Below are 24,233 nucleotides of genomic sequence, written 5' to 3'. Positions count from 1 at the left end.
TACGACCCCGCCATCCACCAAGCCAACGGCAAGGTCAGCGCAGCCGCTGAGGAACCCTTGGCGGCATAGAGGTTGACTCAGGAAACTCATGCCGCCTCATAACTGGGGCGCCACCGCAGCAGCACCCGCTCGAGAACCCGGACGAACTGGTCGGCGAGCAGACCGAGGAGCGAGTAGATGACCAGCCCCACGAAGACCTGGCCCGTCTGCAGGTAGGTCTGCCCTTGCGTGATGAGGAAGCCGAGCCCTTTGTCGGCGTTGACGGTCTCGGCTGCGACGAGGCCCAGGACGCTGTACGCGAGGGAGAACCGGAGGCCGACCAGGAACCCCGGCAGGGCTCCCGGCACCAGGACCCGCGTCACGAGGCGCCAGGTGCCCGCGCCCGTCGTCCGCGCCATCTCGATCAGCCGCTGGTCGACACCCCGGATCGCGGCGAACAGGTTGAGATACATCGGGACGCCCGCACCGAACGAGATCAGCAGCACCTTCGTGAGCTCGTCGATGCCGAACCACACGATCATCAGCGGCAGCACCGCCAGCAGCGGGATCGTGTTGAGAACCTGCACGAGGCCGTTGAAGAGATACTCGCCGCTGCGCAGCAGCCCGCCGAGCACGCCGGTGACGATGCCCACCGTCAGACCGATCGTGAGTCCGATGCCGGCCCGTTGGAGCGAGATGGCCAAGTCCGGCCCGAGGACGCCCTGTTGCCACAGGTCGACGGCCGATTTGACGATGGAGGTCGGTGCCGGAGCGTAGGTCTTCTTCAGCACTCCCGCCCTGGCCAGGATTTCCCAGGCGATGATGATCACGACCGGTGTCGTGTAGATCCCCAGCGGCCAGCGCAGCCGCTCGCGGAGGGTGCGGAGCAGGGTCTGGGGGCGGGCGTCACGCGGCAGGAAGACCTCACGTCCCGGGGCGCTCGTCGTCTCGGCAGCCGCCGGGACGACGGTCGGCCTCTCGAGGCTGACCTCGGTCATCAGGCAGCCACCTCCAGCACTTTGCCGTAGTGCCAGATGTCACCGAGGAGTTGCTCGCTGCGCCGGCCGTCGACACCGACCGGCACGTCCCCCGCGACCGTCACACGGTTGAGGTCGTACTCCGCGCGCAGCACCGACGCGGCCGAAGGGTGCGCGTAGTCGTGGTTGGTGTGTACGACTCGCAGTGGGTCCGCGAGGGCGCGGAGCGGTTCGGGCAGGTCGCGGCAGGCGGTGGCCGCGTTCGCGATGAGCGTCTCGCCGCCGTACAGCGTGGTCACGATGGACCGGAGCGTGGTGAGCTGCGGCGGGTCGACCACGAAGGTGACGTCCTTGTGCCATTCATCGGCCTTGGACGTCTCGCTGTCGACGGCGAGCACGTTCGTGGTGCCGTCTGCGGCCGGCACGTTCCGGTGGGTGGTGGTGAGTTCGCCGAACCACCCGGCCACGCGTTCCTGACCGGCGTTGTCGAGGTGCACCTGGTCGAACACGATCGCTTTGTGCTCGTCGAGGGCTTGTCGGAGCGGCGTGGTCGTCGAGCGCTCGGGGGGCGCCGTGAGGTCGGCGCCCTCGACGACCGCGCCGATGCGGCCCGTGAGTTTGCGGATGGATGAAGGCATGAGGGTTTCCCTCTCGAGGAATTGGGCGCACGGCCGGATGCTGAGAGTCGGAGTTGGTGATGGCGGCGATGAACGGCTACGCAGCCCGTACTCGGTCCGCTCGCGGTGCGAGGGCCTCGACGACCGGGCAGGAGGTACCGGTCGAAGGCCAGGCTGTGTGGTGGAGGTCGTGCCGCCACGCCGCCCGGCGCGCACCGTCCGGGGTGTCTTGCTGAAATCCCGCCGGGTCCACGCCACTTGCACGACGTGCCCTTGGCCCAAAGCCGAGGGCGCACCCCCTCGCCGGCCTCGCGTCGTGCCGCACCCGCTTCCCCCTAGGGAGAGAACAGGAGCGCAGAGAGGACGAAGAGAAGAAGGCAGTCATGCGGTGGGGACCGCGGTCCCTCGGGAGACACCGCCGAGGCGGCTACGCACCGCACCTGCCGGAGTTACGCCTTCGGCGCACACCGGCCGCTGCCGAGGACCGCTTCGTGGATCAGCGACACACCTTGGGGGTCAACGACAACAGAACGCGCTGGAGACGTGCGCCAGGTCGATGTGGCGCCTCCGGGTCAATTCCACGCGCGGGGTCATGGAACGTGAGTTGAGCAGACGCCCACGCCGTCGGTCAACAACTTCCGGGGCAGGTCTCACATTGCGGAAGCCTGGACCTTCTCCGCCCTGGAGATACGGAGGCGCGGAGGGTGCCAGGTGACGGTCGACACCGCTGGACGCCCTCGCCGTGGCCGCGCTGTCCGATGCGGTGGCCGGTCCGAGCCGGCTCCGCCACAGCGCGGTCGGCCGCACGCCCCGGCTGGGCGTCCCTGCCACTACAGGCGACGAGGCGACGTCGTACCACGGGCGGCGCGGAGAGTCAGTCGGCGGGCACTCCGCGCGGGCGGATCAGCCCGCTCTCGTAGGCCAGGATGGTCGCCTGCACCCGGTCTCGCAGTCCCAGCTTGGTGAGCAGGGCGTTGACGTGCGTTTTGACGGTCCCGGTGGCCACGCCCAGGGTGACTGCGATCTCCGCGTTGGTCAGGCCCGAGGCGATGTGGAGCAGCACTTCCCCTTCGCGTGGGGTGAGTTGACCGAGAGCGCCGGTGACGGCGGGCGGCGGGGGCGCGCCCTGGGCGAAGGTGTTGATGAGGCGGCGGGTGACGGCCGGAGCGAGGATCCCCTCGCCGGAGGCGACGACACGGAGGGCGGACAGGAGGTCCTCGGGCCGGGCGTCCTTGAGCAGGAAGCCGGAGGCTCGGCGCAGCTGACGTACGTGGCTGCCTGGAGCGCGAGTTGGGTGGCGAGTGCTGTCCGGAAGCCGATCTGTACGACCGCCATCAGCCGGGCAGAGCCGACGGCGGCGGTGAGGGCGCGCGTCGCGACCGCGGCGGAACGACGCACGGCGACGGAATAGAGGGCGACCAGCAGACCTAGTTCGGCGTAAGTGTCGTACGCCATCGCCTGACCCAGTACGGATGCCCCCAGGGTCCACACCAGCACCCGCCCGGGCTCGTGTCGCCGCCGGGTGAGTGCCACGGTCTCCACCGCGATGGCGACGAGAATGCCGACGGCAGCCGCCGGGCCCGGTGCCGGGCTGTCCATCACAGCGGTCCCGTGCCACAGCCACACGACCTGTGCGCCGGCGAGCAGCACCGGGAGTACCCAGTTCCGTGTCGTCTCCATGTCGGGCACGAGCGTCGGGGGCGCCGCCCGGCCGGGACAGACAGGCACCGGTCTGCGGTCTGCGGTCTGCGGTCTGCGGTCTGCGGTCTGCGGTCTGCGGTCTGCGGTCTGCGGTCTGCGGTCTGCGGTCTGCGGTCTGCGGAGGGTGCGCGTCTGAGGCGGGAAGGGCGAGGCGAACGGCGGGTCGTCTCTACCCTGCGACAGAGGCGCCGATCCTCCGCCGCGACGACGACTCACCGCCCCGCCGACGGAATGCTGATGGCCATGGACATCACCTCACTCACCGTCGTACTCAGCGTGGTCGTGATCCTCGCGGCCTCCGTCCTGACCGCCTCCAACGAACCTCCGCTGTGGGTCTACGCGGTTACCTGCGTGGGCTCTTGGCCTGTGAGCAGCGCCCTGCTCAACGCGCCCGCCTTCGCCTCCGCCGTCGGGCACAGCGCCGTCGGCGAATGGGCCGTGCGGATCGCCGTCACCTCCACTTTCACGGCCGTGTCGAGCTTCTTCGTCGGCAAGGACAGCCGAGGGTCCGACGACGACCACACCACAGACGGTCCCGCGTCCCCTCACCAGCGGACTGAGCCGCGCCCGGCCCGAACCAGTTAGCGGGCGGACGGGGTACAGCCGCTTCTCTGCGCGTCCTACGGGAAGGCGGCCTGACCGGTGTCCGACGGATGCGCCGCTCAGCCCGCACGTGGAGAAAACCGCGTTGACCGCGTACGGCGGCGAGCGTCCGCGCCAGGTCCGCGCCGGCCGCCACGACGGCTGGCCACTCGCCGTCGTGACCGTGAAGACCGTGAACGCACCCGGCCATGACTCCACCGTTGGGAGGCAGACCGTTCGGGTGCAGTCGAGGCCACGGCGAGACAGCGGCGCGATGCCGGGTAGCCGTTGTACATGAACACACACGCCTTCGACAGCTCCACGGAAACCAGGAGTCCCTCCCCCTTGGACACGGCGTCGACATGGTGGCTGACAACCCTGGACCGTATGGAACGGTCCAGGGTTGCGGATCCGGCAATCCGAGTCCTCCAGCGGGGAATCCGCTCGCTCCCGCTGGGTGAGGTACGTGAACTGCTGCGCGGTCGACCGCTGGGCCATCCTGTCCATCCCCTGCTGGTACAGGTACCGATCGGTTGCTGGCTGTCGGCCGCCGTACTGGACATCGTGCCGGGAGGGGGGCATGCGCCGACAACCCTCACGGCCGTCGGTTTGGCCGGAGTCGCTCCGGCAGCGGTCGCGGGCTGGGCCGACTGGGCGGACCTGCCGCCCGAGCAGGCCCGGGTCGGACTGGCCCATGCGGTCTCGAACGTGGCAGCGGTGGCGTTCTACGCCGCATCCCTGACCGCGCGGCTCCGCCGTCACCCTACGAAGGGCAAGCTGTGGTCGTTGGGCGGCTTGGCAGCCGTCGCTCTGAGCGGTGCGCTGGGCGGCCACGTGGCTTATCGGCAGGCCGTAGGAGCGAATCCCACGACATAGGCGGCCGTGTCTGCCGACGCCTCCGGATCCGCGTTTGTCTCGCGGAAGGCGCGGACCCGTGACAAAGGATGAGGACGCCCGCAGGCGACGTCCCTTCATCGGAGGAAGCCATGATCATCCTCGGTCGCCACCGGCCTCCCGGAAGGCAAACCCGCCAGGCGCCCGGCCGCGTCTGCTCCCGCAGCCCTATGCCGCGTCCGAGAGCACCTGCTCACGCAGCGACGCGCAGCAGCTGCTGAGCAGACGCGAGACGTGCATCTGCGAGACGCCGAGCTGCTCCGCGATGCAGCTCTGCGTCATGCCGCAGAAGAACCGCAGGTAGAGAATTGTCTGCTCGCGCTCGGGAAGGCCGCGCAGGGCGGGCTTGACGGCTTCGCGGTCGACGACCAGGTCAAAACCGGCGTCGGACTCTCCCAGCGTGTCGGCCAGGGTCTGTCCACCGTCACCGCCGGGCAGTTCGGCGTCCAGTGAAAGGGTCGCGAAGCTGTCCAGGGCTTCCAGACCGGTGCGTACCTCGTCTTCGGTCAGCTGTGCGTACTCGGCGATCTCACTGACGGTGGGCCAGCGGCCCGAGAGTGTCGGCGAGAGCTCTTTCATGGCGATGCGCACCTTGTTACGCGCCTCCTGGACCCGGCGCGGCACGTGCACGACCCACATGTGGTCACGGAAGTGTCGCTTGATCTCTCCGACGATGGTCGGGACCGCGTAGCTCTCGAAGGCGTTGCCCCGGTCCGGGTCGTAACGGTCCACGGACTTGACGAGGCCCAGTGCGGCGACCTGGGTCAGGTCCTCGACGGACTCGCCCCTGCCCCGGTACTTGCCGGCGATGCGCTTCGCCATGGGCATCCACGCCTGTACGACCTCGTCACGCAGAGCCCGCCTCTCGGGCCCGTCAGCGAGACCGGCCAGGTGGGCGAATGCGGCAACGCTGTCGGGGGCGTCGAGGTGGGTACGTCGCTTCGGGGTGATCTCGGTGCGCATGGTGCTTACAACTCCCTCAGGGGGTTGCTGACTGGACAGAACACCATGGGGACGACCACACGGCTCTCGGGACACACCCGCCAAGCGGAGCGAAACGCACCCACGGACGTGCCTTCTATCCGAAGCACTTCTCTCGACTTTCCCCCATACCGGTCCGGTAAACGGATAACTAAATTTGTGACGCTGGGGAATCAGCCGGTTCTGAAGCGTGATAGCCATGGAGCAATTCGCGCAATCAATTCCGAAGATCTTCGATCACCCCAAGTGGTGACGGTTTCATCCCGCCCCTGGACCGCGAATCATCAAAACTGTCATCGCCACGGCATGATCCCGTAAACCATTCCAAAAAATCGGACCGCCGATCGAAACCGCTTTTCCGACAGTTGCTGAACGCGGTTCACCGAATCCATCTCGCGATTGCTGTCCATGGTGATTCCCCGTCCGCAAGGTGACTCGCGGAGTGGTCGATTGAGTCATACGGCGTGTGCACCGAGGGCCAAAGCCTCGCAACACGAGCGCTCTGTCACTCATGCGGACTGCCTTCTTGTCCCGGGTGAGGAAGTGCCGAGGTCGAGGGCTGGAGTTCCTGGCCCTGACCGCTGCGCCGAGCAGGGACGCGAAGAACGCTGTGTCCGTCCCGCCAGGCAGTGAGGAGCACGGCGCCGAGTCGGTCCTCCAGGAGCGTGGTGGCCTGGACGCCGAAGACGACGTCCGGCTCCAGCGTCGGCTCGCTCTCCAACAGACCGCCCACCACGTCGTGTCGTACGACCTGTTCGTGGACAGCATCCGCCTCGACGTGCTCGTCGTAGAACCGGATGGCGGCCGGCCCGGCGCCGATGCGGCGCAGCGCCTTCGCCAGTCGGCGCGAACCGGGGGAGGACGTCATCTCGACAGCGGCGAAGTGTCCCACGAGTGCGCCCCGCAACGCCCGGTGCAGCCCGAACAGGGACATCAGGTTCACGGTGGCGAGTGCCGCGGCCGGGGCGGCATCGAGGTAGTGGCCGTATGCCGTCTCCAGACCGAGGTCCGCCATGAGGTCGGCGTAGAGCCTGGCATGGATCTCCTCCGGGCGCCCCGCACCGAATTCGTCGTACTCCACGGCCACCATCGCCGCCTTGGCGCGGCCGTGCAGCCGGGGGATGACCCAGGCGTGCGGGTCCGCCTCTTTGAGGTGATAGAGCGACCGCAGCGCCGCGTACTCCGCCAACTGGCCCGGTTCGCCCTCGCGTTGCAGATAGTGCGAGACGCTCGTGTCGTCGTGGCCCACCGGCTCGATCTGCAGGTCGTCGAGCGCCTGCTTCAGCGGGACCGGGCGGGGGACGTCGGCCCGCAGAGCGGTGAGGAATCTCTGTTCGAGTGCGCGGCGCAGGACCAGGAGGTCGGGGTCCCACTCACGCTCTTCATCCACCGCGTCGAACCCTTGGTAGTGAAGTTCGTACAACACATACAGAGCGAGTTGCAGATCGTCACCGTAGGGATCGGCGCCGGCTGCCCCTTCCGGTCCCGGGACCGGCTGTCCGTGCCCGAGAGCGGAGACGACGCCGACGGACAGCGCGCCTCGCGGGGCGGGCAGCGGCGGACTGGACAGCCGCGCCTCTTGTGGGGTGGGCATCACTCGGCTCCCTTCGGCCCGGCCGTCCGCATCGCCCGGCTCGGATCGGCAGCCCCCGGACGACCTGGCGGGCCCGGTGGCCTCGCCGTCCGGTTTCACGCGTCGTCGGTGGCTGGTGTCGCACCAGGGATGGATGCGGCTGCGTCGACAGGTACAGATGGCCACGGTGAACCGGCGCGAGACAGTGACGCTTCCGTCCTCTCCGATCACCTCGACGGGCCCCTCCACGAGCAGCGGCCCTTCGGGGTCGACGCGGACACGGCGCGGTCGTTCAGGCGTGTTCGGCACGGATGACCACCAGCTCTTCCTCGACCTCGTCGCCGAGCAGGCCTGTCCGGCGCAGCCACGGCAAACGGGACCGCAGTACGGGTCCGAACGGAACCATGGCCCGGTCCGTGACCACCGGGGCCATGCCGGCGCCCGCGAGCCTGTCCAAGGTGGCATCGACACCGCAGAGGCCCGAATGGACCACCAGGAGTACACCGGTGGGCCGCAGCACCACGGGCACGGCGTCACAGATCCGGTCCACCAGGATCCGGCCGTCGTGCCCCGCCTCCCAGGCCCGAGCAGCGCCCTTACGAGGGAGGCGGGCGTCTGGAGAGGGCACGTAGGGCGGATTGCTGATCACCAGGTCGTACGACTGACCCGCCACCGCGGCCGTGAGGTCGCCATGACGGACAGTGACATGCTTCCGGGCGATCATCGCGTTGAAGCGCGCGGTCAGCACGGCCCGCCAGGAGATGTCGACAGCCGTCACACGGGCTCCCCGTCTCGCCGCCTCCAGCGCCAGGGCACCACTGCCCGTTCCCAGCTCCAGAACGCGGGTGCCGGAGCTCATGTCCTCACGGCTCAGCGCCCGCGCCAGAAGGTGCGTGTCGTGCTGAGGCCGGTACACCCCGGGGGGTGCAAGGAGAAACGCGGGAACCAAAGGGGTCAACGTCTGGGTGGTCACTGCCTGCCTCCGATGTCGGGTACGGCGCGGGACGACCTGGGTCCTCCTGTCGCGCACCCATGCCGAGCCGGCTGAGGAATCGAGGAGGTGGACGCGTCACGTGTCCGTGACGGCGGCGTTCTGCGGTGCAGCTCTCCGTCCGGGCGAGCCGTCCCTGTCGGCACTTGGGTCCCGTGGTTCTCTTCCGCACTGAGTGCCCCTGAGGCGGTGATCCACACATCGGTGATCCACACGTCGGTGAGCCGCTCGCGTGTGGTCCACGGGCAGCTGGGACTTTCGGTCGGGCCCCGGGCCAGTCTGCGAGGATGTCTCGTATGGACGTGCGGAGCAGGAACCATGTGAGGGTGACCGGCCGAACGGGCGGCCCCGTCGTGATGCTCGCGCATGGATTCGGGTGCGACCAGAACATGTGGCGGCTGGTGGTGCCGCTGCTGGAGCGCGATTTCACCGTGGTGTTGTTCGATCATGTGGGGGCCGGACGCTCGGATCTGGCGTCGTGGAGCGAACAGCGCCACTCCACGATCGACGGCTACGCCGAGGACGTGCTGGAGATATGTCACGAGCTCGAGCTGGGGCCCGTGACGTTCGTCGGACACTCGGTGAGCGCCATGATGGGTGTGGTGGCCTCGACACAGGAACCGGGTGCTTTCAGTGGTCTGCTTCTGCTCGCCCCTTCTCCCTGTTTCATCGACGACCCGGTATCCGGCTATCGGGGCGGGTTCAGCGCCGAGGACATAGAGGAGCTTCTGGAGTCGCTGGACGCGAACTATCTGGGCTGGTCGCGTGCCATGGCCCCGGTGATCACAGGTAATCCCGAGCGTCCTGAACTGGGTGAGGAGCTGGCAAACAGCTTCTGCCGGACCGATCCGGACATCGCCCGGGTCTTCGCCCGGGTCACGTTCCTGTCCGACAATCGCGAGTCCCTCGTTCATGTGCGGGTTCCGACGCTGGTGGCGCAGTGCTCCAAGGACGCGATCGCACCGCCGGAGGTAGGGGCCTTCGTGCAGACGCAGATTCCCGGCAGCAGGCTGATCACACTGAATGCCACTGGGCACTGCCCGCAGCTCGCCGCCCCCGAGGAGACCGCTGCCGCGATCGCGGCCTTCGTCGGAGCCGGCCTTTGATGTGCGAGACCGACGACCACGAGAAGAGCGGGGCTTCTCCCCCGGGCTCTCAGCCGGGTGACGACCAGGCCATGTTCTCCGCGCTACTGGAGGACAGTGCGGAGGATTTGTACGAACACGCTCCGTGCGGCTACCTCTCCACGACGCTGGACGGCCGCATCGCGAAGATCAACCAGACTCTGCTGAACTGGCTCGGCTACGAAAGCGGCGATCTGGTCGGCCGGAGGGATTTCTCCGATCTCCTCACCGTCGGCGGCAGGCTCTACCACGAGACCCATTTCGGCCCGCTGCTGCGCATGCAGGGCCAAATCAGCGGCATCGCCCTGGAACTCAAAACCGCTGACGGCGGGCGGCTGCCGGTTCTGGTGACGTCCATCATTCGCACGGGCAGTGACGGACAGCCGCTACTGATCCGCACCACTGTCTTCGACGCCCGAGACCGGCGTACGTACGAATCCGAGCTCTTGCGCGCCCGTCAGGAATCGGACCGGGAACGCGAACGCCTGAAGCGACTGAACGCCACACTCCAGAAAACGCTGCTGCCCCCCACCCTGGTGGACGTGCCCGGCCTGGACGTCGCCGCTTACTACCACGTCGCATCCGCCGACGAGGTCGGTGGTGACTTCTACGACTTGTTCCCCCTCGCCTCCGGCACCTGGGGATTCTTCCTGGGCGACGTCTGCGGCAAGGGAGCCGCCGCCGCGGCCATCACCTCCCTCGCGCGCTACACACTGCGCGCGGCTGCCGTGTACGACCCCGAGCCCGCGGCCGTGCTCGCCAACCTCAACACCGTCTTGAATCACGAGTACAACGGCCAGGACCCACGTTTCTGCACCGTCATCTTCGGCCTGCTCACCCCGGACGGAGACGAAGGCGGCTTCCAGGTCACCCTGGCCAGCGGCGGCCATCCGCCGGCCCTGCTGATGCGTTCCGACGGCCGTGCCGACTACCTGCCGACCCCCGGCGGCCAACTGATCGGCGTCCTTCCCGACGCCGACATCGCCACCACCAGCGTCCGCCTCGACCCCGGCGACACTCTGTTCCTGCACACCGACGGTCTCACCGAAGCCCACTCCGTCGGCGCCGAGGGCCGCTACGGCGACGAAGCCCTGCTGGAGTTCGCCCAGGAGCTGGCACCCACGACCGCCCGCGACGCCGTGGCCGCGATCCGGGACCTGCTCGACACCTTCGGTACCGGCGTGGACGACGACACCGCGGTCCTGGCCTTCAATGTGCCCCGACACAGCAGTGAAGAGCAGATGTGAGCCACGAACTGACCGTCCGCACCCGCACCACTCAGGCCGGCCCGGTGGTCGAACTGATCGGCGCCCTGGACCATCACAGCGCGCCGGAGGTCCGCATACTGCTCCCTCGCCTCGCCCTCTCCCCCGGTCAGCAACTCGTCATCGACCTGGACCGGCTCACCTTCTGCGATTCCACCGGCATCACTGTTCTCATCGCCGCCCGCAACCGCGCGCTGGCAGCCGACGCGTCCGTCGTTCTGGCCGCGGTACCGGACGGCGTCCACCGGACCTTCCGCATGGTGGGTCTGGAACAGGTCTTCTCCATCCAGCCCACCTCGCAGGCGGCTGAGGCAGCGTGGACTCAACCACCGCCTGCTCCTGAGTGAAGGCGGGGCATCCCGCCCGAACTCAGGCAGGACGCCACCGCCGGCTCGCCACAATCCCCGCACGGTGCCACCAGGGACGACCCGGGCACGGTCCGCGCGCTCGACGCTCTCGCCCATCCGCCCCCGCCCCCGCCCCCGCCCCCGGACCGTTGCTCAATGCCTTGAGCCTGGGTACCCGGCGGGTATGACGGAATCGCACCCTTCAGAACAAATAGACCAAAACGGCAGTGACAACGAACCGGCACCTGCGGAGGCCGGGCCCGGACCCGAGGTGGAGCGGCGGGCGCCGGACGCGCCGACGAAGCTGCCCGGGCGGGCGTGGGGCAAGGTGTTCACCGGGAGCCTGCGGGAGTTCAAGGAGGACGAGCTGGCCGACCGGGCGGCGGCGCTCACGTACTACGGGGTCCTCGCCTTGTTCCCGGCCCTGCTGGTCCTGGTCTCCCTGCTGGGCATCACCGGCAGGTCGACCACGGACAAGGTGCTGAACAATCTCAGACAGCTCACTCCCGGCCCGGCCCGCGACATCATCACCCGCGCCGTGGAGCAGTTGCAGGGCAACGCGGGCACCGGTTCCATCGTGGCGATCGTCGGTCTGGTGGTGGCGGTGTGGTCGGCATCCGGCTATGTCGCGGCGTTCATCCGCGCCGCGAACGTCGTCTATGACATGCCCGAGGGCCGCCCGGTATGGAAGATCCTGCCGGTGCGCGTCGGCGTGACGGTCGCACTGATGGGGCTGGCGGTGGTCAGTGCGCTGATCGTGGTCTTCACCGGTGGCGTGGCCCGCCAGGCCGGCACGGCGCTCGGGATCGGGGACACCGCGCTGACGGTGTGGTCGATCGCCAAATGGCCCGTCCTGGTAGTACTCGTCATGGCGATGATCGCGATCCTGTACTGGGCGAGCCCGAACGCGAAGGTGAAGGGCTTCAAGTGGATCACTCCGGGCAGTTTCCTGGCCCTGGCGATCTGGATGATCGCCTCCGCCGGATTCGCGTTCTACGTGGCCAACTTCGCCTCGTACAACAAGACCTACGGCACGATGGCCGGCGTCGTCGTCTTCCTGGTGTGGCTGTGGATCAGCAACCTCGCCATCCTCCTGGGTCTGGAGTTCGACGCGGAGGCGGTACGCCAGCGGGCGATCGCCGGGGGCATGCCGCCGGACACCCAGCCCTACACCCAGCCGCGCGACACCCGGACATGGGACGAGGAGGACCGACGCCACCTGCACGACGAAGGTTCGGCGCCCCCCTCGTAAGGTGCCGAGTCCCGGGGCGCTCCCGCCCGCGCACTCGCGATCGGCCGGAGCGTGTGCTCCACCCGGTCCCGATGCTACGGGGCGGCATGCCCGAACAGCGGATGCGTGCGAGCAGGAGCAGCATCTTCTCCGCCGCCCGGGGTACATGGCGGACAACAGGAACGAAGGTGAACAAATATGGAGTCGTCCGATCGGGACCGAGCGGGGGCGCCGAGCACTCACCCCATAGCCACCGCCGTCCCATTGGCCGGCGGCAACTCCTGCATCGCCGAAGCGCGTCACCTCGCGGCGGACTTCCTCACCCGTGTCCAGGCAGATCAGGACGTCGTCGTCTCCACCCGCGTGATGGACCTGACTCAATTGGTGGTCAGCGAACTGGTCACCAACGCCCGAAAATATGCCCCAGGTCCCATATTCATGGAATTGCGAATCGCGGAGGCCACAGTGGAAGTGACCGTGCGAGACAGCCGCCGCACCCGTCCCGTCGCCTGCGCCGTCGATCCCCTTCGAATCGGGCGGCACGGCCTGGAGATCGTCATGGCCGTCGCGCGGAACTTCCAGGTCCACGTGGAACCGTCCGGCAAACGCGTCACCGCGCACATCGCTCTGGCCGACGACTCGGGGTCGGGACGAGGCTGACGTCCTGAGGTCCAAGGCGTTCCAGGATGGGCCTGGAGCAGGTCGAGCACTCGGCCGGCCGGCTGCGTGCCCATGACTCGCGCCAACCTCCGCTCCCGTGCGGTCGGCGATCCGCCGATGTACTTGTTTGACCCGAGTCGGGCAGGTCACTCGAAGGGTGGGTCCGGCACCATGCGGACCCGGGCGCTGATCGTTGCGACAACAGGGACCAGCGGCGTCGCCTCTGCATTCGGACTCCTGCCGCCGCGCGACACCGGTGCGCGGCGCGACGCGAACCTGGCTGGGCACCTGCGTCGCCTCCCGTCAACCCTTCCCGGGACGGACCACCCACCACACGATCAGCGCCGCACCCGCGACGCCGAGCAACAGCGTGCGATTGTTCCGTGCCATGCGCGCGCCTTCAGCCGCATGCTGACGCACCGAGTCGGGAGCCCTCTCCTCCCACACGCTCCCGGCCTGCGCGGCCTTGTCCCGAACCTGCCCGGCGGCCTGGCCGGCCTTGTCCTTGAGGGCGTCGGGCAGCTTGTCCTGGACCGAGTGCGCGGCCCCGACGGCCTTGGCCTTCAACTCCCCTGCCTTGGCCACCGCCTGCTCCGCGACCTCGGCGGTCCTCTCCTTGACCTCGGTACCCTTCTCCTTGGCCCGGGCCTTGACATCGGCCTTGTCGGCCAACGCCTGGACCGTCTCCCCGAGCTCGGCTCGGGTCTGCTCGACCTGCTCCCGCAGTTCTCCAGGAGTGGCGGCAGTCTGCTCATCGTCCGACAGGTTGCTCATCGGTGGGCACTCTCCTTGATCTCGGCCACATCGGCCTTCACGTTCTCGATCGCCTGCTCCGGCATCGGGGGAGCCGCCCGGCTGATCTGCTTCTTGCCGCTCAGGGCGATCACCGCGGCAATAGCGCCCAGAATGGCGGTGACAATGAGCGCCGCGGCCCACACCGGCAGCGGCACGGCCAAGCCGGCGATCGCGGCCGCCACGAGGGCTTCAAGCGTCAGAAAGCCGACCACTCCCGCGCCGCCGAACAGTCCGCTGCCCTTGGCGTAGCGCCTGCCCTTTTCCTTCATCTCCGCCTGGGCCAGCCGAAGTTCGCCTCGCACGAGTTCGGTGAGCTGCTGCGAGGCCCGCTGTACCAGCTCACCCACCTGATCCGACCCCGTTCCCCGCGTGTGCTTGCCGGGTCCGTCGACATGCGACTGCGTGTTTGACACAGCGATCACCTCCCGCCTGTCTCGTCGCTGGTGCCGAAGCGCCGTGACGCGTTTCGGCAGTCGTTGAGGCAGCGAGTACCCGGAACATCGCGGATCAGTTCAGGAAATGCTCGGCGATCCGGGCGAGTTCTCACGCGACGCGGGGGCCGGGCAGGGGCAAGTCCCCGTCACCGCACGCCCCAGGCAAGAAGAGGTCGGCCGGCTCCGCCGCGGCGGGCACGGCGAGGGTTGCTGCGGATCCGGCAGAGCTGGATCAACGTCTTCAGCTCCTGGGCAGAAGGGTTCCGAGCGGGCCGAGGTCGAGATTGAGATCTTCCGGACGCACTCCGTGCTGCTCACAGAGTTCCGCCATCCGCTGGTCGAGCAACATGAGCGTGGTCCCGATCTCGTCAACCTGCTCATCACTGAGGTCGCCCTGCTCGACACGGCGAATCGCCTGGCGCTCCATCAACTGCCTGAGGAGTTCGACCACGGTGAGTACCAGGGCGACCAGGTCGCGCCCCATCTGGTCGGAGTCCAGGTCGAGTCGGGAGCCGCTCACAGCGGGCCGCCGTCCGCCCAGGGAGCCGGGACGCGCTCGTTGACGGACGACAGCAGCGCATGAAGGGACAACCGCACCAGCGGAACGTCGGCGATGCCGATGACCAGATCCCCGCTGATCACCACGCCGGTTGCCAGGACACGGTCCAGCAGATCGACGAGCGGGACCCCGATGGGGCCGCTCAGGGGTCCCGGGGTGTCCCAGGGCACCACCTCGTGCGTCACGGTCTACACCTCGCCAACAAATGAGTAGGGCACCCACGGCCCGGACAGCTCAATATCCGCCCCGGTGCGTTCCTGCAGTGTCCGTGTCAGCAACGCCAGGTCCTCAGCGCGGTGTTCGGCCACCAGATACGTCGCATTGAGAACCTGGACCCGGCGTTCACCGGAGGGCTGGGCGTGCGGCCGCAACCTACGGGACGCGGCGGCGAGGCCCCGGACTTCGGCATCCACCGCTTCCGCGGTCCTCAATGCCTCGTCCTGGATCCGCTCGCGGCGCTCCTGCGCGCCCCGCTTGCGGTTCAGGTAGGCAAGGCCGGCTCCAGCCGCCGGGCGAGAGCGCTCAGTCGGCGTGACCTGCCTGATCGGCGTCTGCACCGTGTCGTCTCTCGGGCAGGGCGGCGCGTAGACCTTCACACCCCATTCGGCATGGTGTGCGATGCGCTTGAGCGCGGCATTGAACCGATCCGCCTCTTTGGCGAGGGCCTCTCGCGCCCTCTCCTCATCGTGGTAAAGCGTGGCCATCGGCAGCGGAACTGTCGGACAGCAAGCCGCGACCGCGGCGACGACATCATGGTGGGCGCGTGCGTATCGTTCGAGTTCCCGCTGGTCGGACAGGCGCGCCTGCCAGACTTCGTCCGTGAAGTCGCTCGCCCGGACAGTCTGGACGATCGCCGTCAGTGTCCCCAGCGACAGTGAGCTCACACGCGCCTCGTCAGCGACACCCGGTAGCCCGACGACGGCCGAAAGGTCCGGGTTCCAGCAGACAGCGAACACATAGATGGTGTTGACGCCCGTAGGCTCAGGCCCGCGCTCCGTCATGTACCTCGGTTCTCCTTGTTCCTTGCCGACTCGGGGCGTTTCTGCTGTAGGGCCGCCGCTCTGGCTATTTCTCCGCCGTCTCGGATTCGAGCTCTTTCTCCGGTGTCTCGGATTCGAGCTCTTTCAGCCGCTCACGCAATTCACGGTTCTCTTCCTGCAAGGCGCTGCGTGAAGCGCGCGAACTGAGTGCCGGATCACTTTCCCACCAGTCGATTCCGGCCTTCTTCGCGGTATCCACGGACGCCACGAACAAGCGGAGCCGAATGGTGAGCAGTTCGATGTCGAGGAGATCGACCTTGATGTCCCCGGCGATCACGATTCCTTTGTCCAGAACGCGTTCGAGAATGTCGGCGAGGTTGGTGGTCTGAGGGCCGGAGACAGGGTAAGAGCCCTGCCGGTAGTCGACGTCATTCACGGCGTCGCCTCTGTCCTCGCCTCTTCCTCGGAGCTTCTTCCTCGTCCTCCGTCTCGTCTTCGTCCTCCGCCCCCGCTTCGTCCTCGTCCTCGTACGCGCCCTCCGCCCCCTCTTCTCCCTCGTCTTCGTATGCGTCCTCCTCGTCCTCGTCCTCGTATGCGCCCTCCGCCCCTTCTCCGTCCTCGTCCTCGTCCTCGTCCTCGTCCTCGTCCTCGTATGCGGAGTCGGCGCCCTCCCCGGCATCGCCTTCGCTCTCACCCTCGGGCTCTTCGCCCTCCGACTCCTCCTGCTCGGCCTCTTCCTCTTCTACGGCGTCCTCGTGGGATACGACGACCTCTCCGTCACGGATTTCGCCCCGCCAGCCCTCGGGTTCCTCATTGGTGAGGGTCACGTATCGCTGGAAGTTCTTGAAGTCCAGTCGCATGCGGCGCCCTTGCGCGCGCCATAGGTTGCCCGTCTTCTCGAAGAAGCCCGACGGGTAGTACTCCACCACCAGGACAATTCGGGTCAGGGTGGGCGCCAGCTCATGGAAGCTCACCGCGCCGCGAGTCGTCCCCTTGGCTCCCTCGGAGGTCCACACGATGCGGTCATCGGGAATCTGCTCCTGGACAGTCGCCTTGAAACTGCGCGATGAAGGGCCGACTTTGACCTTCCAGTCGCTCCCTGTCTCATCACCCTTCGAAACGTCGCGAACGCCCTTCGCAAAGCTGCTGAATTTGTCGTACTGCGTCCAGTAGTCGTAGGTGTCTCGGAGCGGCACGCCTACATCGAGAACCTCGATGATGTTCATGACCTTGCCGCCGCTGGCCTTCCGCTTCCCTTTGCCGCCCCCAAAGGCGCTCTTGGCCTTTTCTACGACATTGTCCTTGACGCCCTTGGCCTTCTCCGACACGAATGCCTTCAGCGGTGAGTCGCCCTGGAGGATGCGGGACCCGATCGCGGGAAGCGAGCCACCGTTCTGGGCCGAGTCAGTCAGCTGCCCGGCGACGTCCGTCAGTTTGTCGCCGGCTTTCTCCGCAAGATTCTCCACCTGCGCGGACACGAACTTGGACAGTTCTTCGCGAAGCCGGTCCACACCCGACGTTTCCTCTGACGACTCGTCCTTTTCCGTCTTGGTCATCGTTGCCTACCTCCGACGATCGGCACGCTTGGATGCTGCTCGCTTGGAAGACGTCGTCTTCTTCGCGGCGGTCTTCTTGGCCGGTGCTGTCTTCTTCGCGGCGGTCTTCTTGGCCGGTGCTGTCTTCTTCGCGGCGGTCTTCTTCGCCGGTGCTGTCTTCTTCGCCGAGGTCTTCTTCGCCGGGGCTGCCTTCTTCGCCGCGGTCTTCTTCGCCGCCGAGCTCTTCGCCGTCTTGCCGGCCGCGGCCTTCTGGCCGGGTGCCGCCTTCTTGCTGGGTGCCGCCTTCTTGCTGGGTGCCGCCTTCTTCACAGCCGTCTTGCCGGCGGTGGCCTTCTTCGCCGGCGCGGTCTTCTTGGCCGCCCGAGGCTTGTCCCCGCCGGCGGGAGCCTTCTTCTCACGTGCCGCTCGTGCGGGTGCCCTGCGGGACCGATCCGATGGCGAACCGCGGCGCCTCCGCGGCCTCGCTTCCGGTTCTTCTTCGGGCTCTTCTTCTTCCGGCTCTTCTTCCGGCTCTTCTTCCGGCTCTTCTTCCGGCTCTTCTTCCGGCTCTTCCTCGTCCTCGTATTCGTCTTCCGGCTCCGCCTCTTCCTCCTCCTCGGCCTGGTCCTCCTCGTACTCGGCCTCCGGCTCTCCCTCCTCCTCTTCCCCTTCCTCGTACTCCGCGTCCTCCTCGTCCGGGGCGTACTCCTCCTCGTACTCCTCCCCCTCATCCGCCTTCTCCAGGAGACGGGCCGTACGGTCGCTGAGGGTGTCGGCAAGCGTGGCCATGCCTCGGTCGGCGGCGGCGGTCAGTGCCTGGCGGCCCGCCTCCAGTACTTCCCCCCGCAATTGCTCCTGCAACTCGGCGACTTGCGGGATCTCCCCCAGTTTGCGCATCCCTTCGGCGGCGAGCTGGCGAGGTTCAAGACCGAATCGCCGGCCCGCCAGGTAGGTCGCAATGGACAAGGCCAGTCGGCCCTTCTTGGTACGGCCCAGCACATAGCCGCCCACTACCGCAGCCGCGAGAGCCACCTTTTCCGTGTCTTTCATGATCTCGTCACCTTCGGTCCTTCGGCGTCGAACAGTTCTGTGCGGCATGCAGCCGGTCGAGCAGCCGTTCCTCTTCTCGTTCGAACTCCTCCAGGCTGATGTCTCCGTCTTCAAGCTCCCGGTTCAGCAGAGCGAGTTGGGCACGGAGCACTCCTGGGTCGTGCAATTCACGCTCGGCGGCGTCATTGAGCTTCTCCGCCACCCAGATAACGCCGCGGACCGGCGCGATCGGGAGGGTGAGCAGGCCGGTGATGAGTCCCACCTCAGACTCCAATGGCTCGGACGGGAGTTCCTTCGGCGGAGACGAAGCTGTAACAAGGAAGCGGGCCCGTGAGACGCAGCTCCACACGGTCGCGATGCGTACGGCCGAAACGCTCTGCCGCGCTTCGAAAGGCATCGCTGTCCCCGCGATTGACGAGGAACGACGCATTGAGCACGCATCCCTGGACTTCTGGGCCCGAGGCCACCGCACGGGCCCTGGGCGTGAGTTCGCGCAGAACTCGCCGACCGGCTTCGGCGGCCCTGCTCTCCAGAGCGGCCGAGACGGCCTCGCCCAGTCGCAGGCTGGCTTCGTATCCGGGCCGTCGACGCACTTCGTCCCGCAGTCGGCGGACGTTCTTGTCCTGCGCCACAAGGTTTGCCAGCGCGTCCTTGGCCGGGAGTGCCTTGACATTTACCTCGACCCCGTCGGAGAGGTGTTCCAGTGCGGCCACGTGGTCCGCCTCGCGGGCCTTCAACTGGCCGCGCACCGCTTCCTCGTCGGACGCGACCATGCCGAACCGCATCGGCAGTACCGACCCCAGCTCCGACAGGCGCAGCAGCAAATCCTGGTGAGCGAGCAGATCGCGCCGTCTGGCGCGGAGCTTGGGCGGAGCCTCACTCACAACAGCGGCGACCCGTCCCTGCCGGATCGCCCGCAGCGGGGCAGCCGGGCTGCCCACACCCGTTGCGTCCACCGGCAGCGGCTTTCCCGCGCGGATGATCGCGTAGACGTACACACCATCGCCGGTCACGGCTCACGCCTCCACGGGTCGTCGTCGACGGCTGCTACCGCCTCGGGCCGGAGCACGTCGCTTCCTCGGCCGTTCCTGCTGCTCTTCCTCGTCCTCATCAGACTCGTCGGAATCGTCGTCACCACCGCCGACCACCTTGCGGACCGTGTCCCCCACACTTTCCGCGGCCTTGCGAACCTTGCGTTTGCCGATGGACTTGGCGGCACCACCGCTGAGCAGCTCGGGGATGGTGGTGCTGCTGGAGTCACGTTCCAGGTCAAGCCGGTTGCACGCTTCCGCGAATCGCAGGTACGTGTCGACACTCGCCACCACGATGCGCGCGTCTATCTTGAGGATCTCGATGCCGACCAGGGACACCCGGACGAACACGTCGATCACCATGCCCCGGTCAAGAATGAGTTCGAGCACGTCGTACAACGTGCCGGCGCGCGGCGGACACGCCACTACTTCGTCGGAGTATGTGGTCGCAGGCATGGGGCATCCTTCCGGTAGTCGGGCAGACCTAAGTCACTGGTCACTCGTCGGCGGACCCCCGCCGGTAGCGGCGGACCCGGCGGTACTCCATGAGTTCGCCGTCCTGGTCGAGCCGTACCTCGTACGAGGCGAGCAGGCTCGTCGTGTCCGGAATCCGCGGCAGCTCGAGGACGTCCACGACGACACACCAGCCGTCGCCCTCACGCCCCACCGCTGACACGCCCTCCGTCGGATGACCGATCAGGCCTTCCAGGCTCCGACAGGCAGCACGCGCAGCGTGTTCCGCCCCACGCACGGACGGTGTGCGGCGAGATGTTGTCGTCGAGGATTTCCTTGCGCGCGGCCGACGCTCTTCTGCCATGAATCCAGTCTCGTGTGTGTCCGGTTCGACGCACCTCGAGTGGGCCAGTCGGGCGTTCGTGCCAGGCATCATGGTCGTCTGCACCGGCGTCCCGAATCGGGGGACCAGGACCGCGCCGGGCGCGGATCACACTCACGAGGTGCCGACGCACACCGGCGGGATCTTCTGTGCCGGGCGGCCCCCGGTCACGTCGCAAGCGGCGTTCTCGGCACGGATGAACCCCGTCGCATACCCGTACGCCGACCAATCCGCCAGCGCGATGTCGACGATCGAGCCGATGCCGATGCCGATGCCGATGCCGGGATCGTGCCGCGCGCCCCGGCAAAACTGAACGTGTCGGGCACCCGGCCTGCTCACGTGTGCTTCCGCCGCGTCGAACAGAGACTGCCGAGTAGCCGACCATGCGCCCGAGTGGCCCGAACGCGAAGGCGACAGGGCAGTGGTTCGCTGCCAGGACAGCACCGATCCCGGCAGCCCGGAACAAGAGAGGGCTGCCGGGATCGGTCGGACCGGCGCTACTTGGGCTTGATGGCGTCCTTGGCCTTCTCCTTGGCCGAGCGCAGATCGCCCTTGGACTCTTCGACGTGCCCCTCAGCCTTCAGGGACTCGTTGCCCACCGCACCGCCGACGACCTTCTTGGCCTTGCCCTTGGCCTGCTCGCCCTTGGCCTGGGCCTTCTCGTCCGCAGCCACAACCACTCACACCCTGTCCTTATTGAGGAATATTCCAACTCCCGTGTCACCCCTGATCACTCCCTCAAACCCGGAAGGACGGAAGAGACGGTCCACGGAACTTTCGTCGCTCCAAGTTCCGTAAAAATAGCTGAGCTCCGTGGGAGTGGAGATCGTTTCGCAGGGCACATGACGGCTCGGAGGTTGATGACTATGATTCCTGTTCTTCTCGTTCTTCTGCTCGCTCTGATCCTCTTCGGTGCCGGTTTCGCACTCAAGGCTTTGTGGTGGATCGCCGTCATCGTGCTGGTCGTATGGGTCCTCGGCTTCGTGATCCGCCCTGCGGCAAGCGGCGGCAAGCGAGGCCGCTGGTACCGCTGGTAGGCCTGTTGGGAACAACTCACTGACCCGGGTGGGTCCCGACGTCAAGGCGTCGGGACCCACCCGCGCTCCGTTGCGCGGGTGCACGTGGGTGAATACAGATGACGTATTTCTTCAGTGCGGGTGTGTGGCATCCGGGATGCAGGGCACCCGACGTTCCGAGGAAACGTCACCGGATATTGGATGACGCTTCTACGACTCCGCAGATTTTCTGTGGAATGGCGAACAATTTCGATGAGGGAGCCGTTTTATGAGTGACAGCATCTGGGGCTACCAGCCGACCACCGGCCACATCGCGGGCACCGATCTGACCGGGTACAAGGTCGAGGCGACCGACGGCAGTATCGGGAAGGTCGACAAGCACTCGGACGACGTCAGCTCCTCGTACCTCGTCGTCGACACCGGCGTGTGGATCTTCGGCAAGCATGTTCTGCTGCCGGCCGGGACCGTGAAGACGGTCGACCAGGCCGAGCGGAAGATCTACGTCGCCCTCACCAAGGACCAGATCAAGGACTCTCCCGAGTTCGACAAGGACAAGCACGTCGGCGACACCGGCTACCACGAGCAGGTCGGTGGCTACTACGAGAACCACCGCCCCTGACCTCACAGCGCCAGGCAAGAAGTGGGGCCGCCCGGAGACCTTCCGGGCGGCCCCACTTCCCATGTGTCCTACGACAACCGGAACGTACGTGGCTCTCAAGAGACCGATCACGCCGCACCGGCATCCTTGGTTCCCCGTTCATTTCATTCCCGATCGGCAAAGACACCGGTGTCGAGATGGTCGAGGAGGTCCGCAGGGTTTCGGTACACCGCGCGGGCACCAGCCGCCACCTGGTCGTCCGCAGCGGCGCGCCCGTCATCGCCGACTGCAAGCGACCCCGCGGTTCTGTACCAGTCCGGGTTCGCACCCCGCTGGTGCGTTGCGCGCGCCGACATCGAAGAGTCAGCGCTGAGCCCGGTCGAGCAGTAGAGGTTCTGCCCTACAAGGGCCTGGCCGGCTACTGCGACATCGCAGACGCCCGGCGTGCAGCATGGTCGTACGAGGCCGCCTGGGACGAGGTACACCGGATTGCAGGGATGGTGTCGTGCGAACCGGACCAGATCGACGTGCACCTCGACGGTGTGTGGCAGAGCCTGGAACCCGAGCAGAGTGTCGTCTCGCACGGAGTGGACCGCAACTTCGACCTCGACGCAGCGCTCCCTGATCAACGGGCCTGACCTCTGCCGCCGTATTCGCAGGAGAGCTACCGAGAGAGGGAGGACCCGGTGCCGTCTTTGCTTTCGGTGAATGTCGGTATGCCGAAGAATGTGCCTTGGCAGGGCCGAACCGTCTTCACCGGTGTGTGGAAGTACCCGGTCCACGGACCGGTCATGGTGCGGCGTCTCAACATCGACGGCGACGGGCAGGGCGACACGGCCGGCCACGGCGGTGAGCAGCGGGCCGTGCTCGTCTACCAGATCGAGTCGTACCAGCACTGGAAACAGCACTTCGGCCGCGACGACCTCGGGCACGGTCAGTTCGGGGAGAACCTCACCGTCGACGGCCTTTCGGACTACGAGGTGTGCATCGGTGACCGGTACCGCATCGGGGAAGCCGAGTTCGAGGTGACCCAGCCTCGCGTCACCTGCTACCGCGTGGGCATGCGCCTCGGTGAACCCGAGCTGCCCGCTCTGCTGGTCAGCCACCACCGTCCCGGGTTCTACATGCGGATCCTGCGGGAAGGGCACATCCAGGCCGGCGACGAGATCATCAAAATCGGGTCCGGGCCGGGCACACTGAGTGTGGCCGACACCGACGCACTGCTCTACCTCCCTGACCGGGACCCCGAGAAGCTGCGGCTGGCGGTGAGCATCCCTGCGCTGAGCCCCGGCTGGCAGGGCTCGTTCCGTGAATTGCTCGAGGCCGCGGAGGTTCCGGGCGCTGCTGCCGCAGGCGGCGTGGCGTCGGCGTGGGACGGATTCAGAGCGCTGCGCGTGGCTGAAGTGATTCCCGAGAACGCAACAGTGTCCTCGATCCACCTCGTGGCCCCGGACGAATCCCGGCTCCCTCCTGCCCGCGCGGGCCAGTACCTGACGCTGCGCGTGCCCGGAGCCGGACAACCTGCCCCGGTGCGCAGCTACTCGCTGTCCTCGGCGCCCGATGGCGGCCGCTATCGGATCAGCGTCAAACACGAACCGCACGGCACGGTCAGCGCGTATCTGACCACGAAGCTACGGCCGGGTACGACGCTCGACGCCGCAGCCCCGCGAGGCGACTTCGTCCTCCAGGAGGGCACCGGACCGGTCCTTCTCATCTCCGCCGGCATCGGTCTGACTCCGGTGCTGGCCATGCTGCACGAGCTTGCGGCCTCGTCCAGCGCCCGCGAGGTCTGGTGGATCCACGGTGCCCGCAGCCCGCGGGAAGACACACTGGCCGCAGAGGCACACACCCTGCTCACCGCGCTGCCGCACTCCCGCGAGCGCGTGTTCTACAGCGCCGCCCAGCCCGGCGAGTACGGCCGCAATCAGGCCCGGTCAGGACGCCTCACCAAGGACAACTTGATCGCTCTCGGTGTCCCGGCGGACGCAACCGCGTACATCTGCGGGCCGGCCTCGTTCATGACCGACATCGAAGACGCGCTCACCGCCGCCGGGTTCGACCCTGGCGCCGTCCACTCCGAGCTCTTCGGTGCGCTTCCCTCCCTCACCCCCGGTCTGACCGGACAGAGCGGTCTACGGCCGCACCAACCGCCCGGCCCGCCCGGGACCGGCCCGGTGGTGACCTTTGCCCGCAGCGGCATCTCCACACCGTTCCCGAACGGGCGAAGCAGCCTGCTCGAACTCGCCGAGGCATGCGACGTTCCCGTCCGCTGGAGCTGCCGCACCGGGGTGTGCCACACCTGCATCACGCCTCTCCTGTCCGGCGAGATCGCTTACACGTCACCCCCGCTTGAGGAGCCTCCCGCGGGACAGGCCCTGATCTGCTTGTCAACGGCCACTGAGATGCCCAGGTGGGTGGCCGTTGGATGACCAGGCTGGTGGCCATCAGAAACCCAGGTGTGTGGCCAGTGGTGTTCCT

Annotated in this window: 30 protein-coding genes and 2 pseudogenes; 11 read left to right on the top strand and 21 right to left on the bottom strand. The window is 67.4% G+C overall.

Annotation, left to right across the window (positions count from 1 at the left end; translation table 11 throughout):
* Nucleotides 1-86: 86 nt before the first annotated feature.
* The 3 genes and pseudogenes from ACFYR3_RS43745 to ACFYR3_RS43735 all read right to left on the bottom strand — a co-directional run.
* The gene (locus ACFYR3_RS43745; protein ID WP_355855213.1) at nucleotides 87-977 is read right to left on the bottom strand and encodes an ABC transporter permease; all 891 of its coding nucleotides are present in this window, start codon (nucleotides 975-977) and stop codon (nucleotides 87-89) included.
* On the bottom strand, nucleotides 977-1,594 hold the full coding sequence (locus tag ACFYR3_RS43740; protein ID WP_389287909.1) for a TauD/TfdA dioxygenase family protein: 618 nt from the start codon (nucleotides 1,592-1,594) through the stop codon (nucleotides 977-979). The genes ACFYR3_RS43745 and ACFYR3_RS43740 overlap by 1 nt, the downstream gene beginning before the upstream one ends.
* An 853-nt stretch (nucleotides 1,595-2,447) precedes the next feature.
* A pseudogene (locus ACFYR3_RS43735) lies at nucleotides 2,448-2,825 on the bottom strand (LuxR C-terminal-related transcriptional regulator); the annotation flags it as partial.
* Nucleotides 2,826-3,517: 692 nt separating this feature from the next.
* Between ACFYR3_RS43735 and ACFYR3_RS43730 the strand changes: the two are divergent.
* Together ACFYR3_RS43730 and ACFYR3_RS43725 are read left to right on the top strand one after the other, a co-directional pair.
* The gene (locus ACFYR3_RS43730; RefSeq protein ID WP_389287907.1) at nucleotides 3,518-3,859 is read left to right on the top strand and encodes a hypothetical protein; all 342 of its coding nucleotides are present in this window, start codon (nucleotides 3,518-3,520) and stop codon (nucleotides 3,857-3,859) included.
* Nucleotides 3,860-4,243: 384 nt separating this feature from the next.
* A complete protein-coding gene (locus tag ACFYR3_RS43725) occupies nucleotides 4,244-4,732 on the top strand; it encodes a DUF2231 domain-containing protein (RefSeq protein WP_355855221.1) in 489 nt (162 codons plus the stop codon).
* Nucleotides 4,733-4,918: 186 nt separating this feature from the next.
* Here ACFYR3_RS43725 and ACFYR3_RS43720 read toward each other — a convergent pair whose 3' ends face one another.
* The 4 genes and pseudogenes from ACFYR3_RS43720 to ACFYR3_RS43705 all read right to left on the bottom strand — a co-directional run bounded on the left by ACFYR3_RS43720 (nucleotide 4,919) and on the right by ACFYR3_RS43705 (nucleotide 8,277).
* A complete protein-coding gene (locus ACFYR3_RS43720; RefSeq protein WP_389287905.1) occupies nucleotides 4,919-5,713 on the bottom strand; it encodes an RNA polymerase sigma factor SigF in 795 nt (264 codons plus the stop codon).
* A gap of 523 nt (nucleotides 5,714-6,236) precedes the next feature.
* On the bottom strand, nucleotides 6,237-7,325 hold the full coding sequence (locus tag ACFYR3_RS43715) for an iron-containing redox enzyme family protein (RefSeq protein ID WP_389287911.1): 1,089 nt from the start codon (nucleotides 7,323-7,325) through the stop codon (nucleotides 6,237-6,239).
* Between the two features lie 117 nt (nucleotides 7,326-7,442).
* A pseudogene (locus ACFYR3_RS43710) lies at nucleotides 7,443-7,613 on the bottom strand (CDGSH iron-sulfur domain-containing protein); the annotation flags it as partial.
* Entirely contained in the window at nucleotides 7,597-8,277 is a 681-nt protein-coding gene (locus ACFYR3_RS43705) for a HemK2/MTQ2 family protein methyltransferase (RefSeq protein ID WP_355855225.1), read from the bottom strand. The gene ACFYR3_RS43705 and the pseudogene ACFYR3_RS43710, both read right to left, overlap by 17 nt.
* Before the next feature lie 314 nt (nucleotides 8,278-8,591).
* Here ACFYR3_RS43705 and ACFYR3_RS43700 point away from each other — a divergent pair, with 314 nt between their 5' ends.
* From ACFYR3_RS43700 to ACFYR3_RS43680, 5 genes are all read left to right on the top strand, one after another.
* On the top strand, nucleotides 8,592-9,401 hold the full coding sequence (locus ACFYR3_RS43700) for an alpha/beta hydrolase (RefSeq protein WP_355855228.1): 810 nt from the start codon (nucleotides 8,592-8,594) through the stop codon (nucleotides 9,399-9,401).
* Nucleotides 9,401-10,666, top strand: a complete 1,266-nt coding sequence (locus tag ACFYR3_RS43695; protein ID WP_355855231.1) for a SpoIIE family protein phosphatase — start codon at nucleotides 9,401-9,403, stop codon at nucleotides 10,664-10,666. The genes ACFYR3_RS43700 and ACFYR3_RS43695 overlap by 1 nt, the downstream gene beginning before the upstream one ends.
* Nucleotides 10,663-11,031 (top strand): STAS domain-containing protein, encoded by a 369-nt coding sequence (locus ACFYR3_RS43690; RefSeq protein WP_355855234.1) that lies wholly within the window; start codon nucleotides 10,663-10,665, stop codon nucleotides 11,029-11,031. Before ACFYR3_RS43695 ends, ACFYR3_RS43690 begins: the two co-directional genes overlap by 4 nt.
* Before the next feature lie 184 nt (nucleotides 11,032-11,215).
* Nucleotides 11,216-12,283, top strand: coding sequence for a YihY/virulence factor BrkB family protein (locus ACFYR3_RS43685; RefSeq protein ID WP_355855237.1), 1,068 nt, complete (start codon nucleotides 11,216-11,218; stop codon nucleotides 12,281-12,283).
* 177 nt (nucleotides 12,284-12,460) lie between these two features.
* Nucleotides 12,461-12,922 carry an ATP-binding protein gene (locus ACFYR3_RS43680; RefSeq protein WP_389287902.1) on the top strand — a complete coding sequence of 154 codons (462 nt, stop codon included), beginning with the start codon at nucleotides 12,461-12,463 and terminating at the stop codon, nucleotides 12,920-12,922.
* 303 nt (nucleotides 12,923-13,225) lie between these two features.
* On the opposite strand, the gene ACFYR3_RS43675 is transcribed toward ACFYR3_RS43680, so the two are convergent.
* From ACFYR3_RS43675 to ACFYR3_RS43610, 14 genes are all read right to left on the bottom strand, one after another.
* Nucleotides 13,226-13,696, bottom strand: a complete 471-nt coding sequence (locus tag ACFYR3_RS43675; RefSeq protein WP_356786606.1) for a DUF3618 domain-containing protein — start codon at nucleotides 13,694-13,696, stop codon at nucleotides 13,226-13,228.
* Nucleotides 13,693-14,064 carry a phage holin family protein gene (locus ACFYR3_RS43670; protein ID WP_355855362.1) on the bottom strand — a complete coding sequence of 124 codons (372 nt, stop codon included), beginning with the start codon at nucleotides 14,062-14,064 and terminating at the stop codon, nucleotides 13,693-13,695. Before ACFYR3_RS43670 ends, ACFYR3_RS43675 begins: the two co-directional genes overlap by 4 nt.
* Before the next feature lie 328 nt (nucleotides 14,065-14,392).
* Nucleotides 14,393-14,671 carry a gas vesicle protein K gene (locus ACFYR3_RS43665; RefSeq protein ID WP_351130956.1) on the bottom strand — a complete coding sequence of 93 codons (279 nt, stop codon included), beginning with the start codon at nucleotides 14,669-14,671 and terminating at the stop codon, nucleotides 14,393-14,395.
* Nucleotides 14,668-14,895 (bottom strand): gas vesicle protein, encoded by a 228-nt coding sequence (locus tag ACFYR3_RS43660; protein WP_355855245.1) that lies wholly within the window; start codon nucleotides 14,893-14,895, stop codon nucleotides 14,668-14,670. The genes ACFYR3_RS43665 and ACFYR3_RS43660 overlap by 4 nt, the downstream gene beginning before the upstream one ends.
* A 3-nt stretch (nucleotides 14,896-14,898) precedes the next feature.
* Nucleotides 14,899-15,711, bottom strand: a complete 813-nt coding sequence (locus ACFYR3_RS43655) for a GvpL/GvpF family gas vesicle protein (protein WP_389287900.1) — start codon at nucleotides 15,709-15,711, stop codon at nucleotides 14,899-14,901.
* A gap of 64 nt (nucleotides 15,712-15,775) precedes the next feature.
* The gene (gene gvpJ / locus ACFYR3_RS43650; protein ID WP_355855251.1) at nucleotides 15,776-16,126 is read right to left on the bottom strand and encodes a gas vesicle protein GvpJ; all 351 of its coding nucleotides are present in this window, start codon (nucleotides 16,124-16,126) and stop codon (nucleotides 15,776-15,778) included.
* On the bottom strand, nucleotides 16,119-17,246 hold the full coding sequence (locus ACFYR3_RS43645; protein ID WP_389287898.1) for an SRPBCC family protein: 1,128 nt from the start codon (nucleotides 17,244-17,246) through the stop codon (nucleotides 16,119-16,121). The genes gvpJ (ACFYR3_RS43650) and ACFYR3_RS43645 overlap by 8 nt, the downstream gene beginning before the upstream one ends.
* Before the next feature lie 6 nt (nucleotides 17,247-17,252).
* Nucleotides 17,253-18,275, bottom strand: a complete 1,023-nt coding sequence (locus ACFYR3_RS43640; RefSeq protein WP_389287896.1) for a histone protein — start codon at nucleotides 18,273-18,275, stop codon at nucleotides 17,253-17,255.
* 7 nt (nucleotides 18,276-18,282) lie between these two features.
* Nucleotides 18,283-18,537, bottom strand: coding sequence for a gas vesicle protein GvpG (locus ACFYR3_RS43635; protein WP_355855264.1), 255 nt, complete (start codon nucleotides 18,535-18,537; stop codon nucleotides 18,283-18,285).
* A 1-nt stretch (nucleotide 18,538) separates the two neighbouring features.
* Nucleotides 18,539-19,288: a GvpL/GvpF family gas vesicle protein gene (locus tag ACFYR3_RS43630; RefSeq protein WP_355855267.1), complete on the bottom strand. Its 750-nt coding sequence runs from the start codon at nucleotides 19,286-19,288 to the stop codon at nucleotides 18,539-18,541.
* Nucleotides 19,289-19,291: 3 nt separating this feature from the next.
* A complete protein-coding gene (gene gvpJ, locus ACFYR3_RS43625) occupies nucleotides 19,292-19,762 on the bottom strand; it encodes a gas vesicle protein GvpJ (RefSeq protein WP_355855270.1) in 471 nt (156 codons plus the stop codon).
* 40 nt (nucleotides 19,763-19,802) lie between these two features.
* Entirely contained in the window at nucleotides 19,803-20,123 is a 321-nt protein-coding gene (locus tag ACFYR3_RS43620) for a gas vesicle protein (protein ID WP_355855273.1), read from the bottom strand.
* A gap of 132 nt (nucleotides 20,124-20,255) precedes the next feature.
* Nucleotides 20,256-20,480, bottom strand: a complete 225-nt coding sequence (locus tag ACFYR3_RS43615) for a hypothetical protein (protein ID WP_355855276.1) — start codon at nucleotides 20,478-20,480, stop codon at nucleotides 20,256-20,258.
* Nucleotides 20,481-20,638: 158 nt separating this feature from the next.
* A complete protein-coding gene (locus tag ACFYR3_RS43610; protein ID WP_356786616.1) occupies nucleotides 20,639-20,815 on the bottom strand; it encodes a CsbD family protein in 177 nt (58 codons plus the stop codon).
* Between the two features lie 192 nt (nucleotides 20,816-21,007).
* On the opposite strand from ACFYR3_RS43610, the gene ACFYR3_RS43605 reads away from it, so the two are divergent.
* The 4 genes from ACFYR3_RS43605 to ACFYR3_RS43590 all read left to right on the top strand — a co-directional run bounded on the left by ACFYR3_RS43605 (nucleotide 21,008) and on the right by ACFYR3_RS43590 (nucleotide 24,184).
* Complete coding sequence (locus tag ACFYR3_RS43605; protein WP_355855279.1) at nucleotides 21,008-21,178, top strand: hydrophobic protein; 171 nt, start codon at nucleotides 21,008-21,010, stop codon at nucleotides 21,176-21,178.
* A gap of 247 nt (nucleotides 21,179-21,425) precedes the next feature.
* The gene (locus ACFYR3_RS43600) at nucleotides 21,426-21,776 is read left to right on the top strand and encodes a PRC-barrel domain-containing protein (protein WP_355855282.1); all 351 of its coding nucleotides are present in this window, start codon (nucleotides 21,426-21,428) and stop codon (nucleotides 21,774-21,776) included.
* A 176-nt stretch (nucleotides 21,777-21,952) separates the two neighbouring features.
* Nucleotides 21,953-22,393, top strand: coding sequence for a DUF427 domain-containing protein (locus tag ACFYR3_RS43595; protein WP_355855284.1), 441 nt, complete (start codon nucleotides 21,953-21,955; stop codon nucleotides 22,391-22,393).
* Between the two features lie 48 nt (nucleotides 22,394-22,441).
* The gene (locus ACFYR3_RS43590; RefSeq protein ID WP_389287892.1) at nucleotides 22,442-24,184 is read left to right on the top strand and encodes an MOSC domain-containing protein; all 1,743 of its coding nucleotides are present in this window, start codon (nucleotides 22,442-22,444) and stop codon (nucleotides 24,182-24,184) included.
* The last annotated feature ends 49 nt before the right edge of the window (nucleotides 24,185-24,233 follow it).

Source organism: Streptomyces sp. NPDC005784 (assembly GCF_042871525.1).
Lineage (GTDB): Bacteria > Actinomycetota > Actinomycetes > Streptomycetales > Streptomycetaceae > Streptomyces.
Note: the sequence above shows the minus strand (reverse complement) of the source record. Positions and strands in the feature narration are given on the sequence as shown.

Excerpts from the sequence above, each read along its gene's own strand:
- ACFYR3_RS43745 (WP_355855213.1), bottom strand. The coding sequence starts at position 977 with ATGACCGAGGTCAGCCTCGAGAGGCCGACCGTCGTCCCGGCGGCTGCC.
- ACFYR3_RS43740 (WP_389287909.1), bottom strand. The coding sequence starts at position 1,594 with ATGCCTTCATCCATCCGCAAACTCACGGGCCGCATCGGCGCGGTCGTC.
- ACFYR3_RS43730 (WP_389287907.1), top strand. The coding sequence starts at position 3,518 with ATGGACATCACCTCACTCACCGTCGTACTCAGCGTGGTCGTGATCCTC.
- ACFYR3_RS43725 (WP_355855221.1), top strand. The coding sequence starts at position 4,244 with ATGGAACGGTCCAGGGTTGCGGATCCGGCAATCCGAGTCCTCCAGCGG.
- ACFYR3_RS43720 (WP_389287905.1), bottom strand. The coding sequence starts at position 5,713 with ATGCGCACCGAGATCACCCCGAAGCGACGTACCCACCTCGACGCCCCC.
- ACFYR3_RS43715 (WP_389287911.1), bottom strand. The coding sequence starts at position 7,325 with ATGCCCACCCCACAAGAGGCGCGGCTGTCCAGTCCGCCGCTGCCCGCC.
- ACFYR3_RS43700 (WP_355855228.1), top strand. The coding sequence starts at position 8,592 with ATGGACGTGCGGAGCAGGAACCATGTGAGGGTGACCGGCCGAACGGGC.
- ACFYR3_RS43695 (WP_355855231.1), top strand. The coding sequence starts at position 9,401 with ATGTGCGAGACCGACGACCACGAGAAGAGCGGGGCTTCTCCCCCGGGC.
- ACFYR3_RS43685 (WP_355855237.1), top strand. The coding sequence starts at position 11,216 with ATGACGGAATCGCACCCTTCAGAACAAATAGACCAAAACGGCAGTGAC.
- ACFYR3_RS43680 (WP_389287902.1), top strand. The coding sequence starts at position 12,461 with ATGGAGTCGTCCGATCGGGACCGAGCGGGGGCGCCGAGCACTCACCCC.
- ACFYR3_RS43675 (WP_356786606.1), bottom strand. The coding sequence starts at position 13,696 with ATGAGCAACCTGTCGGACGATGAGCAGACTGCCGCCACTCCTGGAGAA.
- ACFYR3_RS43655 (WP_389287900.1), bottom strand. The coding sequence starts at position 15,711 with ATGACGGAGCGCGGGCCTGAGCCTACGGGCGTCAACACCATCTATGTG.
- ACFYR3_RS43645 (WP_389287898.1), bottom strand. The coding sequence starts at position 17,246 with ATGACCAAGACGGAAAAGGACGAGTCGTCAGAGGAAACGTCGGGTGTG.
- ACFYR3_RS43640 (WP_389287896.1), bottom strand. The coding sequence starts at position 18,275 with ATGAAAGACACGGAAAAGGTGGCTCTCGCGGCTGCGGTAGTGGGCGGC.
- gvpJ (WP_355855270.1), bottom strand. The coding sequence starts at position 19,762 with ATGCCTGCGACCACATACTCCGACGAAGTAGTGGCGTGTCCGCCGCGC.
- ACFYR3_RS43620 (WP_355855273.1), bottom strand. The coding sequence starts at position 20,123 with ATGGCAGAAGAGCGTCGGCCGCGCGCAAGGAAATCCTCGACGACAACA.
- ACFYR3_RS43605 (WP_355855279.1), top strand. The coding sequence starts at position 21,008 with ATGATTCCTGTTCTTCTCGTTCTTCTGCTCGCTCTGATCCTCTTCGGT.
- ACFYR3_RS43600 (WP_355855282.1), top strand. The coding sequence starts at position 21,426 with ATGAGTGACAGCATCTGGGGCTACCAGCCGACCACCGGCCACATCGCG.
- ACFYR3_RS43595 (WP_355855284.1), top strand. The coding sequence starts at position 21,953 with ATGGTCGAGGAGGTCCGCAGGGTTTCGGTACACCGCGCGGGCACCAGC.